This window comes from Pseudomonas sp. FSL R10-1350 (assembly GCF_009600525.1).
Lineage (GTDB): Bacteria > Pseudomonadota > Gammaproteobacteria > Pseudomonadales > Pseudomonadaceae > Aquipseudomonas > Aquipseudomonas helleri.
The window spans coordinates 1-13,524 of the sequence record NZ_WIVR01000019.1 but is presented as its reverse complement, the minus strand read 5'-3'; the positions used below and the strand labels follow the sequence as shown (position 1 = coordinate 13,524).

Genomic DNA, 13,524 nt, shown 5'->3' with positions numbered 1-13,524 from the left:
AAACGCATCACGCACGCTCTGGCTTCTGGCTGTCAGCTCACTGAGCTGACAGTTTCGGTTAATCGACTACCCTATAGTTTCGATGTCTGAATTGAAGGAGGACTTACTGATGCTCGCGCAACTGCCACCGGCTTTACAGAAACTTCATCTTCCATTACGCCTTAAACTTTGGGATGGAAACCAATTCGATCTAGGGCCAAAGCCTAGTGTCACGATTGTGGTCAAAGACCCGCAATTGGTTGCCGAGTTTACCCACCCCAGCCTTGATCTGTTGGGCACCGCTTTTGTTGAGGGGAAGCTTGAGCTGGAAGGCTCCGTCAAAGAAGTGATTCGTGTGTGTGATGAGTTGAGCCAGGCGCTGGTGGAGGAAGAGGACACTCGACCTACGCGTATTCACCACGACAAAGAAATCGACGCCGCTTCCATCTCTTACCACTACGATCTGTCCAATGAGTTTTATCAGCTGTGGCTTGATAAGGACATGGCCTATTCGTGTGGCTATTTTGAGACCGGCGAAGAGACCCTTGATGAAGCTCAGATAGCCAAGTTTCGCCTGCTGTGCCGCAAGTTGCGCCTGAAGCCGGGTGAGTATTTGCTCGACGTTGGTTGTGGCTGGGGCGGGTTGGCGCGTTTTGCCGCACGCGAGTACGGCGTCAAAGTTTTCGGCATTACCCTGAGCAAAGAGCAACTGGCGTTGGGCCGTGAACGCGTCAAGGCCGAGGGCCTGCAAGACAAGGTCGACCTGCAATTGCTCGACTACCGCGATCTGCCGCAAGACGGCCGCTTCGACAAAATCGTCAGCGTGGGCATGTTTGAGCACGTGGGGCACGCCAACCTGAATGAGTACTGCAACATCCTTTCGAATGCAGTGCGTGAAGGCGGCCTGGTGATGAACCACGGCATTACCGCCAAGCACACTGACGGCCGCCCGGTAGGTCGTGGGGCCGGTGATTTTATCGACCGCTATGTGTTCCCGAACGGTGAGTTGCCGCACCTGTCGATGATCACCGCCGAGATCAGCGAAGCCGGGCTGGAAGTAGTCGACGTCGAAAGCTTGCGTCTGCATTACGCGCGCACGCTGGATCACTGGAGTCAGCGTCTGGAAAGCAATCTGGAGACTGCGGCGAAAATGGTCCCGGAGAAAACCCTGCGTATCTGGCGCCTGTACCTGGCCGGTTGTGCCTACGCGTTTGCCCATGGCTGGATCAACATCGATCAGATCCTGGCGACCAAACCGCATGCCGATGGCTCCATTGAATTGCCACCGACACGCGCGGATATTTATCGCTGACCGTGTGAATCCCACGTAATTGCAACAGGGCTTACTTCAGGGTTTATTTCCTGGAGGTAAAGCCCATGTTGCAGTGGGATGTTTTGATCCACCTGTGCCACGGCCTTCTGTTCGAAGGTCAGCCCCTTCTTTTTAAACACAAGATCATGACGCGCTACGTTTCCTCCCCAGTCAGCTGAGGGCAAGGAGATGTAGCTGATCTTGTATTCCTCATCGGTAAACGCCCCTTCAACCACATAGGCGCCGTAGTGGTTTTCGCCTGGGGAAATGATCTTGTACAAGCCATTGTCGTAGTAGTACAGGATGGCTTCTTCAAACGGTTTTTCGCTGTACATCTTCTTGTAGTGCAATCGATGAATGTACGTTGGCTTGCCGAACTCGACGGTAATGGCGGGGACGACGGGCGGCGGGGTGGTTTCAGCCTGAGCCAGGGAAGTGATGCTGAACAGCAAACCCATCAGCGAAAATTTCATGAGTGTTGATCCTTATAGTGAGTAGCTCGGCATTGCACCGAGCTACGCAGCTTAAGGAGAGGCTAAGAGACTGTCTCAACGCGGGAGGCTTTTCGGACATGGCCGATCGCAGGTTCAGACATGTCTTACGTGTACTTATAAAACCGGTGAAACCAGACGCGCCACTCGCATGCCCAGTTGCTGCAGGCGGTGAGTCGACTTGATGTCTTCACTGGTGATTTCGCGGCTCAAAGCGAAGTCGTCCATCAGCATGAGTTCCACATCGGCGGCGAACGCCTGGTCTACCGTCAGCAGCATCACTTCGAAGTTAAGACGGAACGAGCGGTTGTCCATGTTGGCGCTGCCAATTGCGCTGATCTCGTTGTCGACCAATACGGCCTTCTGATGGATAAAACCGGGCTGGTAACGGAACACCCGCACCCCTGCGCGAACCGCTTCGAAGGCATACAGACTGGACGCGGCGAAGACGATTTTATGGTCGGGGCGCGACGGTATCAGGATGCGCACATCCACGCCGCGTAACACCGCCAGGCGCAAGGCTGAGAACACCGCTTCGTCGGGCACAAAGTAGGGGCTGGTAATCCACACCCGCTCATTGGCGGCATGGATGGCTTCGACGAAAAACAGCGAGCAGGTTTCGTAAGGATCGGCCGGGCCGCTGGCCATGAATTGGCAGAGCACGCCCGTCTCGGGATAGCTCTTGGGCAGGATCAACGGCGGTAATTGTCGCGATGCCCAGAACCAGTCTTCAGCAAACGACTCCTGCAAGCAGGCCACCACCGGGCCGCTGACTTCGACGTGGGTGTCTCGCCATGGCGAGAGCGGAGGCTTGGCGCCGAGGTATTCATCGCCCACGTTATGCCCGCCAACAAAACCCAGCAGGCCGTCTACGACCACCACTTTGCGGTGGTTGCGGAAGTTGATCTGGAAGCGGCTGATCCAGCTGCCGCGTGTGGCAAAGGCGTAGGTTTGCACGCCACCGGCACGCAGTGTTTCGCCGTAGCTTTTGGGCAAGGCGTGGCTGCCGATGCTGTCGTATAGCACATACACCGCGACGCCTTCGGCGGCTTTTTCCAGTAACAGAGCCTGGAGCTTCTTGCCGAGGTCGTCGTCGTGAATGATGAAAAACTGCACCAGCACGACTTTTTCAGCAGCGCGAATGGCTTTGAAGATCGCGTCAAAGGTGGCGGTACCGTTGATCAACAAACGCACGCTGTTATTCGCCAGGCACGGCATTCGCCCCAATCGAGGCATGGCGCGCAACGAACCGTATGCTTTGGAGTTCCGAGCGGTGAGGGCTTCTTCCACCCAGGGGCGCCAGTTCAAGTCACTGATGGCTTCACGCATTTCCTGGTTGGCTTCGCGGCGCGCCTTGATGTAATCGTCAAAGGTGCTGCGGCCAAAGATCAGATACGGGATGAGCGTCACGTAGGGAATAAAGAACAATGACATGGCCCAGGCAATGGCGCCTTGTGCTGTTCTGACGGTTAACACTGCGTGCACGGCGGCAATCAAGCCTAAACTGTGGAGCAGTAAAATCAGGTATCCAATGACGTGCGGGCCTAAAAAATCCATGCGTATCCTTACTCCTCAATGTCCAACGCTGAGTACAACAGACCGTGTTCTGATGCGAATGTGCTATTTGGGTTTGAGTGCAACACTCGCGATCATTCGGCGTCTAACGCTGACAATTCCATAGGAGTGACTTAATGAATGTTCGTCTGCTAGGGGTGTTTCTAGCGTGTGGTTTTTCGATCCCTGTGGCCCAAGCGCAAATGCTGCAACCGGGTCTATGGGAAGTGACCTCGAGCAATATGCAGGTAGACGGCCAACAGTTGCCAGACCTGCAGGTAATGTTAGGACAGTTTCAGAACATGATGACCCCAGAGATGAAAGCTCAGATGGAAAGCCAAGGCGTCACCCTGGGCGGTAAAGGTATCCGTGTATGCCTGACACCCGAACAGGTGCAGTCGGATGATATTCCGCTGGCTGATCCCAAGTCCGGGTGCAATCAGCAGATCACTGAGCGTAGTGGAAATCAGTGGAAGTTTCGCTTTAGTTGCCCAAATGCTCAGGGGGCAGGAGTCGCCACATTTGCCAGTGACCGTGAGTTCACCACGGCGGTGATCGGCTCATTCAATGCAACGGGCGTTGCGCAAAAAGGCAGCATGGACACGCGTGCTGTGTGGCTGGGGCAAAACTGCGGCGCCGTTAAACCCCGCACGTAATTCAGAGGGGCCGCGCAACGTGTTCCACGCGGCGCGACCCCTCCATTGGTTTAATGCGCTTTCCAGTTCCAGCGACTCTCTGCCACAGCGTCATGGCTGTGCAGACTCTCAGCGTGAACCACTTTCAGATTAAAACCCTGCACCCCTGGCACTGCCTTAAGCGCCACATTCAATCGCCGCGCCGCGTCCTCACAAAACATCAAGTTCTGCCCATTGGCCAAGGCGAAGGCTTGTTCGTCAGCACGTTTCACAGCGGTCTGTACGGCGGTGCCCAGCGCCGCTTCGGCCTCATCAATGATCACTTCGATCGGCAGGGCTCGCTGATCGCTGCTGAGCAGTGTTTGCAAAATCGCCGTACTTCTTTGGCTGTGAGGCGTCGCCACAATGCCTTGCGAACTGCCTAGCCAGGCTAAAACATCGGCGTGTTCTAACGGCTTGTTGGCGAAGTCATTCACGAATTGCTGCTGGATAAGTTGGCGAGCCAAGGCCGCCGAGCAGGGGCAAGTCGATGAGTAGTTCACTTCAATTTTTAGTTCCACGTGGAACATTCCGTTTTTCAGAGACGCATCGATGCTCACCGGATAGGTCTTCCAACCACTCAGTGGGCTGACCAATGCCGGACGTTTTAACAGCATCTGGGTGTGGATTCGCAGGTAAGCACAGATCGATAAATCATCGTGACTGTCGAGAAATTGCTGCAAAATTTTTTTCAAAAGTAGCGGGTTCAGGTCCTGCGACTCGAGCATTTCGAGCGCTAAATAAAGTCGTGACATATGAATGCCACGCGCTTCGCCGTCGTCCAGACTCACGCCGGCGTCGGCTGTTGCCGTGAGCCGCTGACCTTCAATAACAATCGGCAAGGCAATGCCACACATCCCGACCCAATCCAGTGGAACAATTTGTCGGGCGTTTTGTGAAGCAATGTCGGGAAGGGTTAAAGCATTCATAAAGGTCTTCCATCGGGAGGTTGGGCTGAGTGTTACAAGATAACAATTCTGATGCTTTGTATTGTTATAATGTATCATTATCGGCAGGCCCGAATAGGGTCAGTCTTCAAGCGGGCGCTTTGACCTGCCAACCCTGATGAGGAAGTCCCATGCGTAAACGTCTACCAGTGACCGTGTTGTCTGGTTTTCTCGGTGCAGGAAAAAGCACCCTGTTGAATTACATTTTGCGAAACCGCGAGGATTTGCGCGTGGCGGTCATCGTCAATGACATGAGTGAAATCAACATTGATGGTGGCGAGGTTCAGCGAGACGTCAGCCTGAACCGAGCCGAAGAAAAATTGGTTGAAATGAGCAACGGCTGCATCTGCTGCACCTTGCGTGAGGACCTGCTGGAAGAGGTCAGCAAGTTGGCCAATGACGGCCGCTTTGACTATTTATTGATCGAATCCACGGGCATTTCAGAGCCGTTGCCAGTGGCTGAAACCTTTACCTTCCGCGATGAGTCGGGCCAAAGCCTGGCCGATATCGCCCGCCTGGATACGATGGTGACGGTGGTCGATGGCCTGAATTTTCTGCATGACTATCAAGCCGCAGAAAGCCTGGCGTCCCGTGGCGAGACCTTGGGCGAAGATGATGAGCGCTCAATTACTGACCTGCTAATTGAGCAGATCGAATTCGCTGATGTGATTTTGATCAGCAAAATTGACCTGATCAGCAGTGTCGAGCGCCAGGAATTAATCGCCATTCTTGAGCGTTTGAATGCACACGCCGAAATCATCCCGATGGTGATGGGTGAAATCCCGCTGAAAAAGATCCTCGATACCGGCCGTTTTGACTTTGAACGTGCAGCTCAAGCACCGGGTTGGCTGCAAGAATTGCGCGGTGAGCACGTGCCGGAAACCGAGGAATACGGCATTGCTTCTACGGCTTATCGCGCGCGCCGTCCGTTTCATCCCGAGCGTTTTTTTAACTTTATTGATCGCCCCTGGACCAACGGCAAATTGCTGCGTTCCAAGGGCTTTTTCTGGCTGGCCAGCAAGTACCAGGAAGCGGGCAGCTGGTCACAGGCCGGTGGTCTGATGCGCTACGGATTTGCCGGGCGCTGGTGGCGTTTTGTGCCCCGTGAGCAATGGCCGCAAGACGCTGAAACCAAGGCCGAAATTCTTAAAAAATGGCTGCCGGAGACTGCCGATTGCCGTCAGGAACTGGTGTTTATCGGTCAGCACATCGACTTTGCCCTGCTTTCGGCCGAGCTGGATGCCTGCCTGCTCACGGACCAGGAAATGGCCCTCGGCGTAGAGGGCTGGCAGCAACTGAATGATCCGTTCGGCGACTGGTATGACGAGGTGGCGGCATGAGTAACGTTGTACGACTTATCCGGCCGTTGGTCGGACATGTTAGTGGGCAAACGCCCGAAACCATGACGCGGATCCTCGATGATGAGGTCAATCTGGCTATTTGGCAGCGCCAATTACCAGTGCACATCAGCCATTTTGCAGAGCTGTTGCTCTCGCTCGGTGAACCGCTGGCGGATGCCTTGGTGCTTGAGATGGGCGATGAAAATGCCCAGCCCAACCTCAAGGGCCTGGCCTCCCGATTTAACGATCTGGACGGCTATGAGGGCTTCATTGCTGATATTTCCTGGCTGGTCAGTGCCTACGCCTGTTTATTAGGCGCAAAACGCGTGGGCCTGCGTCTCAGGGCCTTGGATAAGGCCATGTGCCCGCGGTTTCACGTCGACCATGTGCCTGTCAGGCTTATTACCACGTACGCAGGGCTTGGGAGCCAGTGGTTGCAGGAAGGCGTGATGAACCGTCGTCATCTCGGTCAGGCTCAGGCAGAACCCGCCGAGCCATCGCGTATTGAGCAGGTGAACACCGGTGATGTGGCGTTGCTCAAAGGCGAGAAATGGCAAGGCAACGAGGGCGCGGGGTTGATTCATCGTTCTCCGGCCTTGGCAGACGGTGAACGGCGACTGATTTTGACCCTGGATTGGTTGGCCTGAGGCATATTGCTGCTTTCGATCAAAACAGAAGCTGGCGATGATGTTGCAGAACATTCCTACCCACGTAATTGCCGGACCGTTGGGTGCCGGCAAAACCAGCCTGATTCAGCACCTGATGACGCAAAAGCCCGCCGACGAACGCTGGGCTGTACTGGTCAATGAGTTCGGCCAAATTGGCCTGGATGCGGCCCTGATGGGCGCTGGAAGCGACGCCATAGCCATTGCCGAAGTGGCGGGTGGTTGTGTGTGTTGCGTCAACGGTGCGCCGTTTCAAATCGGTTTGAGCCGTCTCTTGCGCAAGGCCCGCCCTGATCGGTTGTTTATCGAGCCGTCGGGGTTGGGGCATCCCGCGCAAATTTTAAAACAGCTCAGTGAGGCGCCCTGGTTGGGTGTTTTGGCGTTGCAGCCATGCGTGATGGTGCTCGATGCGCAGGCGATGGCTCAGGGAAAAACGCTCCCGGAAACCCAGCAAACGGCCCTGAAAAGTGCCGGTTTATTGGTCATGAATAAATCTCATAGTGTGCAAAAAGAGCAACGTGAGCAGATTGCATACGGCCTGCCAAAGTGCCCGATTTTGTGGGTCGAGAATGGCCGAATCCCTTTAAAATCGCTGCCTGCAGCCGACATGAAAGATATTCATCCTGTGGATAAGTCATTGATTTATAAGGATATTATTCAGGTTGGCAGTGTTTTTACTGACCCTGGAATCCCTATTCAGCAGACTCAGCTTCAACCTGAAGGCTGGAGTGTGGGGTGGCGCTGGCATGCCTCGCGGCAATTTGATTTGAGTCGCTTGCATGAGTGGCTGAAAAGCCTCGATTGGCGGCGCGCCAAGCTGGTTGTCAGGGCTTCAGAGGGCTGGTTTTCGAGTAATTCTGTGGATAACTCGCTGCAATTCTGGAAACCCAGCGAGTGGCGCCAGGATTCACGCCTGGAACTGATCTTTGATCAGCCGCAAGACCTGGATGTGCTCCGCGCCGGGCTGGAAAGTTGCCTGATAAAGGCAAAGGGCTGAGCCAAGAAGGGCCTGAAAGCCAGTGTTTACGGGGATTTTGTGCTGGTAAAATTGTCTTACAATTTAAACTGTGTGCAGCCGATATATCGCCTAAAAATCTGCGCGAGGCGTCTAAATCAAGGGTTTCAGTGGAGTTATCCACAGGCGCTCTCAGCTCGCGTCTTTCTGGACAACCAGAAGATCGCGAGGCAGCGCAGACAGATGCGGGCGTTATGGAGGCGGCTCAGTGGCGGGTCTTGCTGTGTTCCTGGCGCCATTGGCTGAGTTCAATCACCTGAGCGCTGTGCACGACCGCTGGCTCAGGTTCTTCCTCGGCCCTGACCGGGTAGGGCGGCAGGTCAATTTTGGCGCTGTGGGCGCCGAACTGAGTGATGGTGCCGGTATGGCGCTGATCGCCAGTGACCGTAAATTCGAAGTTATACACACGGGCCAAGCGCTTTTGCCCATTGGCATCAGCGATAAAGCCAATTTTTTTCAGCGCCACGTTGTCATCGAGCAACTCAATATCGAGTTTTCGACAATGCTGTTTGACCCGTTCGAGCGCACGCTCACGCAGGCCGTGGTTGTGCCACAGCCAGGCAGCGCCCGTTGCCAGCAGCATCAGCACAAACATATTTCCCAGGGTCAGCATTCAATGCGCTCCAACAGATTGGGTTCAGCTTAACTGTGTCTTCAGCCTGTCGTACAGGTCATGTTTAGTCGCATACTGCGTGGCTTGAATCCACTAGCAGTCTGGAATCCGGCATGAAACGTACACCTCACTTACTCGCCATCCAATCCCACGTGGTTTTCGGCCATGCCGGCAACAGCGCAGCTGTGTTTCCTATGCAGCGTGTTGGCGTGAATGTCTGGCCTCTGAACACGGTGCAGTTCTCTAACCACACTCAGTATGGTCAGTGGGCGGGCGAAGTGTTGGCCCCAGAACAAATTCCTGCACTGGTTGATGGCATTGCCGCGATTGGCGAGCTGGGCAACTGCGATGCCGTCCTGTCGGGCTACTTGGGCAGCGCAGCACAAGGGCGGGCGATTCTGCGCGGTGTGGCCCGCATCAAGGCCACCAACCCGCATGCGCTGTATCTGTGTGACCCGGTGATGGGGCACCCGGAGAAGGGCTGCATCGTGCCGCAGGAGGTAAGTGATTTTCTGCTCGACGAAGCGGCCGCCGTCGCTGACTTCTTGTGCCCTAATCAGTTGGAGCTGGACAGCTTTTGTGGTCGTGCGCCGCAATCACTCTTCGATTGCCTGGCGATGGCGCGCAGCCTGTTGGCGCGTGGGCCAAAAGCGGTGCTGGTGAAGCATTTGTCGTATCCCGGCAAGCCTGCAGAAAGCTTTGAGATGCTGCTGGTGACTGCCGAGGGCAGTTGGCACCTGCGCCGCCCGCTGCTGGCCTTTCCGCGTCAGCCAGTGGGCGTGGGCGATCTGACGTCCGGGTTATTCCTGGCGCGCGTGCTGTTGGGTGACAGCTTGGTGGCGGCCTTTGAATTCGCGGCGGCAGCGGTGCATGAAGTGCTGCTCGAAACCCAGGCCTGCAGCAGCTATGAGTTGCAACTGGTGCGCGCGCAAGACCGCATTGCCCACCCGCGTGTGCGGTTTGAGGCGGTGCCGATCAGTTTGTAGGCTGCCACTTTCGCCAATGCCGTGCAGGAGCGAGCTTGTCTCGCGATCTTTTTAATCGTTTAAAAGATCGCGAGGCAAGCTCGCTCCTACAGAGGTTGGGTGGTGTGGCTTACAGCGTTTCGTCTTTCAATTCGCGATAGCGTTGTTCCAGTTCCTGACGGATCTGGCGACGTTGCTTGCCCTGGATAAAGCGGCGTTTATCTTCGCTGTTCAATGGCTGCAAAGGCGGTACTGCCGCCGGTTTGCGGTCGTCATCAACCGCCACCATGGTGAAGAAGCAGCTGTTGGTGTGGCGCACTGAACGTTCACGAATATTTTCGGTGACCACTTTGATCCCGACTTCCATCGAGGTGTTGCCGGTGTAGTTGACCGACGCCAGGAAGGTCACTAGTTCGCCGACATGAATCGGCTCACGGAAAATAACCTGGTCCACCGACAAGGTGACCACATAACGTCCTGCGTAGCGGCTCGCGCAGGCGTAAGCGACCTCGTCGAGGTACTTGAGCAGGGTTCCGCCGTGAACATTGCCAGAGAAGTTGGCCATGTCCGGGGTCATCAAGACCGTCATCGACAATTGGGAGTTTCCGGGTTCCATAGCAGCAGGCTCGCGGTTGTGTTGCAGCAGTGAAGTGGGCATCTCTGCGGACGCTTTGTGATTTTTTGAAACAGTTAATAACGGGACGCTGTCGCTTTGGCTGTCGTCACGCTCTGTTGTATCTGTTTCCATATATTGCACCGCCTTTCAGCCAGAAGTCGCGCTGTTAGCGTGCAAATGTCCTTCGTTCGGACAATTCCTACACTTAAAACAATCGAGATGCGCAGCGTGTCAAGCTGGGCCTGTCGTTTTGTTGCCGGGCAAAAATTATAAAGGAGCGTCACGCCATGCATGCCATCAGCTTTATCCAGGATTTGGCAGTCATCATGCTGGTCGCAGGCGTGGTGACTATTCTGTTCCACCGGTTCAAGCAGCCGGTGGTGCTGGGTTACATCGTGGCAGGTTTTATTATCGGCCCGCACACCCCGCCTTTTGGCCTGATTCACGATGAAGAAACCATCAAGACCCTGGCCGAACTCGGGGTGATCTTTTTGATGTTTTGCCTGGGGCTGGAATTTAGCCTGCGCAAACTGTTCAAGGTCGGGGCTACCGCGTTTATCGCAGCGTTTATGGAAATTACGCTGATGATCTGGATCGGCTACGAAATTGGCCGCTGGTTCGACTGGAACACCATGGACTCGCTGTTCCTGGGCGCGATCCTGGCGATTTCTTCGACCACCATCATCGTGAAAGCGCTTAACGACCTGAAGATGAAAAACGAGCGCTTTGCGCAGCTGATTTTTGGCGTGCTGATCGTGGAAGACATCTTGGGCATCGGGATCATTGCCTTGCTCTCGAGCATCGCCGTGAGCGGCAGTGTGAGTCCGGAAGAAGTCTTTTCGACGGTCGGCAAATTGTCGCTGTTCATGATCGTCGCACTGGTCATCGGCATCTTGCTGGTGCCGCGCGTGCTGGCCTATGTGGCCCGCTTTGAAAGCAACGAAATGCTCCTGATCACCGTGCTGGGCCTGTGTTTTGGCTTCTGCCTGCTAGTGGTCCGGCTGGAATACAGCATGGTGCTGGGTGCCTTCCTGATCGGCGCGATCATGGCTGAATCCCGTCAGTTGCTGAAAATCGAACGCTTGATCGAGCCAGTACGTGACCTGTTCAGCGCGATCTTTTTTGTCGCCATCGGGCTGATGCTCGACCCGGCCATTTTGATGGAGTACGCCCTGCCGATCGTGGTGATCACCGTCGCGGTGGTACTGGGCAAGATGCTTTCGTGCGGGCTGGGCGCCTTTATCGCCGGTAATGACGGACGCACCTCACTGCGTGTCGGGATGGGCCTTTCACAGATTGGCGAATTCTCTTTCATCATTGCGGCGCTGGGCATGACCTTGCAGGTCACCAGCAGCTTCCTGTACCCCGTAGCGGTCGCGGTATCGGTACTGACTACCTTGATGACGCCTTACCTGATTCGCGCCGCAGACCCGCTCTCGCTCAAGCTGTCGCACGTGGTGCCGGGGCGTGTGTCACGGGTGTTTGGGTTGTATGGGGAATGGCTGCGCAGCATTCAGCCGCAAGGCGAGGGGGCTTTGCTCGCGGCGATGATCCGCAAGATCTTGCTGCAGGTGGGCGTCAATTTGGCCCTGGTGATCGCTATTTTCTTTGCCGGCGGCTTTTTCGCCCCGCGAATCGCGCGTTACCTACAGGGCTGGATCCTGGAGCCGAGCTGGCAAAAAGGCATGATCTGGGGCCTTGCCTTGCTCCTGTCGCTGCCGTTTTTGATTGCGGCGTATCGTAAGCTCAAAGCGTTGTCGATGTTGCTGGCCGAGATGGGCGTTAAACCGGAAATGGCCGGGCGGCACACACAGCGTGTGCGTCGGGTGATCGCTGAAGTGATCCCGATTCTGTCGTTGCTGGTGATTTTTCTGCTGCTGTCAGCCTTGTCGGCGAGTATCTTGCCGACTAACGAACTGCTGATCGTGATTGCCGTGGTGGCAGCGGGCGTTGCGGCGGTGTTGTGGCGCTGGTTTGTGCGTATTCACACGCGTATGCAGGTGGCACTGCTGGAGACGCTGGATAACCACAAAGAAGGCAGCCACTGAAAACTGTGTAGGAACGAGCTAGTCTCGCAATCTTTTGATCATTTAAAAGATCGCGAGGCAAGCTCGCTCCTACAGGGCGTTTATCAGCTTTCCAGCCAGACGTCGCGGGCCCAGTGCCAAACCGACTCCCAGGTTTCTTCGGTGACCAGCTCTTCTTCAGCGGACCACAGCACCACGGTGCCGTCTTCTTCGACGCAGTAGAAGTCGTCACCGTCCTGGCAGATGGGGATCAGGCTGCGATCAACGCCGGCATCCCAGGCGTTCGCTGCCACATCCGGCAGGTAGGTGTGGGACTGAGGGTCGGTCACGGTGACCGGCTCCAGGCTGCCATAGACTACATCGCTGACGGTTAGCAAAAACTCCCGGAAGACAAAAGGAATATCGATGAACAATTGTTCTTCGATTTCGACCAGCAGGTCCTCGTCAGGCAGTTCCAGAGGAACTGGTACCGGTTCGTTGGCTTCACGTAATTGTTCGATAATTTCTTCCACGACCTCAATCCTCATGCTCTGTATGGCGCGGTTTATATGACGGGCTTTATACAGTAGCTCGTTATAAGTGCAATCGTGAAATGCAAAGCCCCGGACAAGTCCGGGGCTTTGGTTACAGCATGTAATGCCTGAGGGATCAGCCGTTCTGGCGGATACCGGCAACCAGCCAAGGCTGGTTCTCGCCTTGTGGGCGTTCCATGTTCCAGCTTTCGCTGAACGCTTCGCCTTGGTCGAAACGCGAGTTTTTCGAGATGCCGCTGAAGGTCAGGGTGGCAATCGTCTTGTCGGCGCGATCATCCACACCTTCAAGTTGAACTTGCAGATCGTCGATGTAGGTCGACTGGAAGCCGTCACCCAGCTCAGCACGCTCGCGCTTGAGGAACTCAAGCATTTGCGGGGTCACGAACTCGGCGATTTTGTCCATTTCGTTGGCATCCCAGTGCTGTTGCAGGGATTGGAAATGGTTACGCGCAGCTTCCAGGAAGCTCTGTTCGTTGAACCAGGCCGGTGCGTTGATCACCGGACGGGCTGCGGCAGGAGCAGCCGAACCGCCGAAGATCGAGTTCAAGGCTGGCTTTTGCTCGAACACTTCGCGTTGCATCGGCGCATGGCCAGCAGGGGCCATGTCAGCTTGTTGCTTGCGTCGACGCGCGGCAATGAAGCGGAAGATCACAAAGGCGATGACCGCCATGATCAGGATGTCGAAGAACTGCATGCCCTGGAAGCCGCCACCCATGAACATGGAGGCCAGCAGGCCGCCAGCCGCGAGGCCAGCCAGAGGGCCGAGCCAGCGCGAAGCACCGCCGGCTTTGGC

At 55.7% G+C, this 13,524-nt stretch carries 14 protein-coding genes and 1 pseudogene; 7 read left to right on the top strand and 8 right to left on the bottom strand.

Features of this window, described 5'->3' with window-relative positions; genetic code table 11:
- Nucleotides 1-109 precede the first annotated feature (109 nt).
- The gene (gene cfaB / locus GHO25_RS11115; RefSeq protein WP_153390789.1) at nucleotides 110-1,291 is read left to right on the top strand and encodes a C17 cyclopropane fatty acid synthase CfaB; all 1,182 of its coding nucleotides are present in this window, start codon (nucleotides 110-112) and stop codon (nucleotides 1,289-1,291) included.
- Here the strand turns inward: cfaB and GHO25_RS11110 are convergent.
- From GHO25_RS11110 to GHO25_RS26905, 3 genes and pseudogenes are all read right to left on the bottom strand, one after another.
- Entirely contained in the window at nucleotides 1,282-1,764 is a 483-nt protein-coding gene (locus GHO25_RS11110; protein WP_053225445.1) for a hypothetical protein, read from the bottom strand. The two genes, cfaB and GHO25_RS11110, sit on opposite strands and share 10 nt — an antisense overlap.
- A 135-nt stretch (nucleotides 1,765-1,899) precedes the next feature.
- Nucleotides 1,900-3,279: a cardiolipin synthase gene (cls, locus tag GHO25_RS11105; RefSeq protein WP_372240936.1), complete on the bottom strand. Its 1,380-nt coding sequence runs from the start codon at nucleotides 3,277-3,279 to the stop codon at nucleotides 1,900-1,902.
- A gap of 1 nt (nucleotide 3,280) precedes the next feature.
- A pseudogene (locus GHO25_RS26905) lies at nucleotides 3,281-3,358 on the bottom strand (hypothetical protein); the annotation flags it as partial.
- A 115-nt stretch (nucleotides 3,359-3,473) separates the two neighbouring features.
- Between GHO25_RS26905 and GHO25_RS11100 the strand changes: the two are divergent.
- Nucleotides 3,474-3,992 (top strand): DUF3617 domain-containing protein, encoded by a 519-nt coding sequence (locus tag GHO25_RS11100; RefSeq protein WP_153390787.1) that lies wholly within the window; start codon nucleotides 3,474-3,476, stop codon nucleotides 3,990-3,992.
- Nucleotides 3,993-4,042: 50 nt separating this feature from the next.
- Here the strand turns inward: GHO25_RS11100 and folE2 are convergent, their stop codons facing one another.
- Nucleotides 4,043-4,939 (bottom strand): GTP cyclohydrolase FolE2, encoded by an 897-nt coding sequence (gene folE2, locus GHO25_RS11095; protein WP_153390786.1) that lies wholly within the window; start codon nucleotides 4,937-4,939, stop codon nucleotides 4,043-4,045.
- A gap of 149 nt (nucleotides 4,940-5,088) precedes the next feature.
- On the opposite strand from folE2, the gene zigA reads away from it, so the two are divergent.
- The 3 genes from zigA to GHO25_RS11080 are packed head-to-tail and all read left to right on the top strand — an operon-like array spanning nucleotide 5,089 to nucleotide 7,959.
- Nucleotides 5,089-6,297, top strand: a complete 1,209-nt coding sequence (gene zigA / locus GHO25_RS11090) for a zinc metallochaperone GTPase ZigA (protein ID WP_153328747.1) — start codon at nucleotides 5,089-5,091, stop codon at nucleotides 6,295-6,297.
- On the top strand, nucleotides 6,294-6,944 hold the full coding sequence (locus GHO25_RS11085) for a DUF1826 domain-containing protein (RefSeq protein WP_048373498.1): 651 nt from the start codon (nucleotides 6,294-6,296) through the stop codon (nucleotides 6,942-6,944). Before zigA ends, GHO25_RS11085 begins: the two co-directional genes overlap by 4 nt.
- A 40-nt stretch (nucleotides 6,945-6,984) precedes the next feature.
- Nucleotides 6,985-7,959 (top strand): GTP-binding protein, encoded by a 975-nt coding sequence (locus GHO25_RS11080; RefSeq protein WP_153390812.1) that lies wholly within the window; start codon nucleotides 6,985-6,987, stop codon nucleotides 7,957-7,959.
- Between the two features lie 223 nt (nucleotides 7,960-8,182).
- Here the strand turns inward: GHO25_RS11080 and GHO25_RS11075 are convergent, their stop codons facing one another.
- Entirely contained in the window at nucleotides 8,183-8,590 is a 408-nt protein-coding gene (locus tag GHO25_RS11075; RefSeq protein ID WP_048373496.1) for a DUF3301 domain-containing protein, read from the bottom strand.
- Between the two features lie 113 nt (nucleotides 8,591-8,703).
- On the opposite strand from GHO25_RS11075, the gene pdxY reads away from it, so the two are divergent.
- The gene (gene pdxY / locus GHO25_RS11070) at nucleotides 8,704-9,576 is read left to right on the top strand and encodes a pyridoxal kinase PdxY (protein ID WP_048373495.1); all 873 of its coding nucleotides are present in this window, start codon (nucleotides 8,704-8,706) and stop codon (nucleotides 9,574-9,576) included.
- A gap of 109 nt (nucleotides 9,577-9,685) precedes the next feature.
- On the opposite strand, the gene GHO25_RS11065 is transcribed toward pdxY, so the two are convergent.
- Nucleotides 9,686-10,171 carry an acyl-CoA thioesterase gene (locus GHO25_RS11065; RefSeq protein WP_048373808.1) on the bottom strand — a complete coding sequence of 162 codons (486 nt, stop codon included), beginning with the start codon at nucleotides 10,169-10,171 and terminating at the stop codon, nucleotides 9,686-9,688.
- 287 nt (nucleotides 10,172-10,458) lie between these two features.
- On the opposite strand from GHO25_RS11065, the gene GHO25_RS11060 reads away from it, so the two are divergent.
- Nucleotides 10,459-12,219, top strand: a complete 1,761-nt coding sequence (locus GHO25_RS11060) for a cation:proton antiporter (RefSeq protein WP_048388241.1) — start codon at nucleotides 10,459-10,461, stop codon at nucleotides 12,217-12,219.
- An 83-nt stretch (nucleotides 12,220-12,302) separates the two neighbouring features.
- Here GHO25_RS11060 and GHO25_RS11055 read toward each other — a convergent pair whose 3' ends face one another.
- Nucleotides 12,303-12,710: an SMI1/KNR4 family protein gene (locus tag GHO25_RS11055; protein ID WP_048373723.1), complete on the bottom strand. Its 408-nt coding sequence runs from the start codon at nucleotides 12,708-12,710 to the stop codon at nucleotides 12,303-12,305.
- Between the two features lie 136 nt (nucleotides 12,711-12,846).
- Nucleotides 12,847-13,524: Tim44 domain-containing protein (locus tag GHO25_RS11050; RefSeq protein ID WP_153332416.1), on the bottom strand; the 678-nt coding region annotated here is incomplete at its 5' end.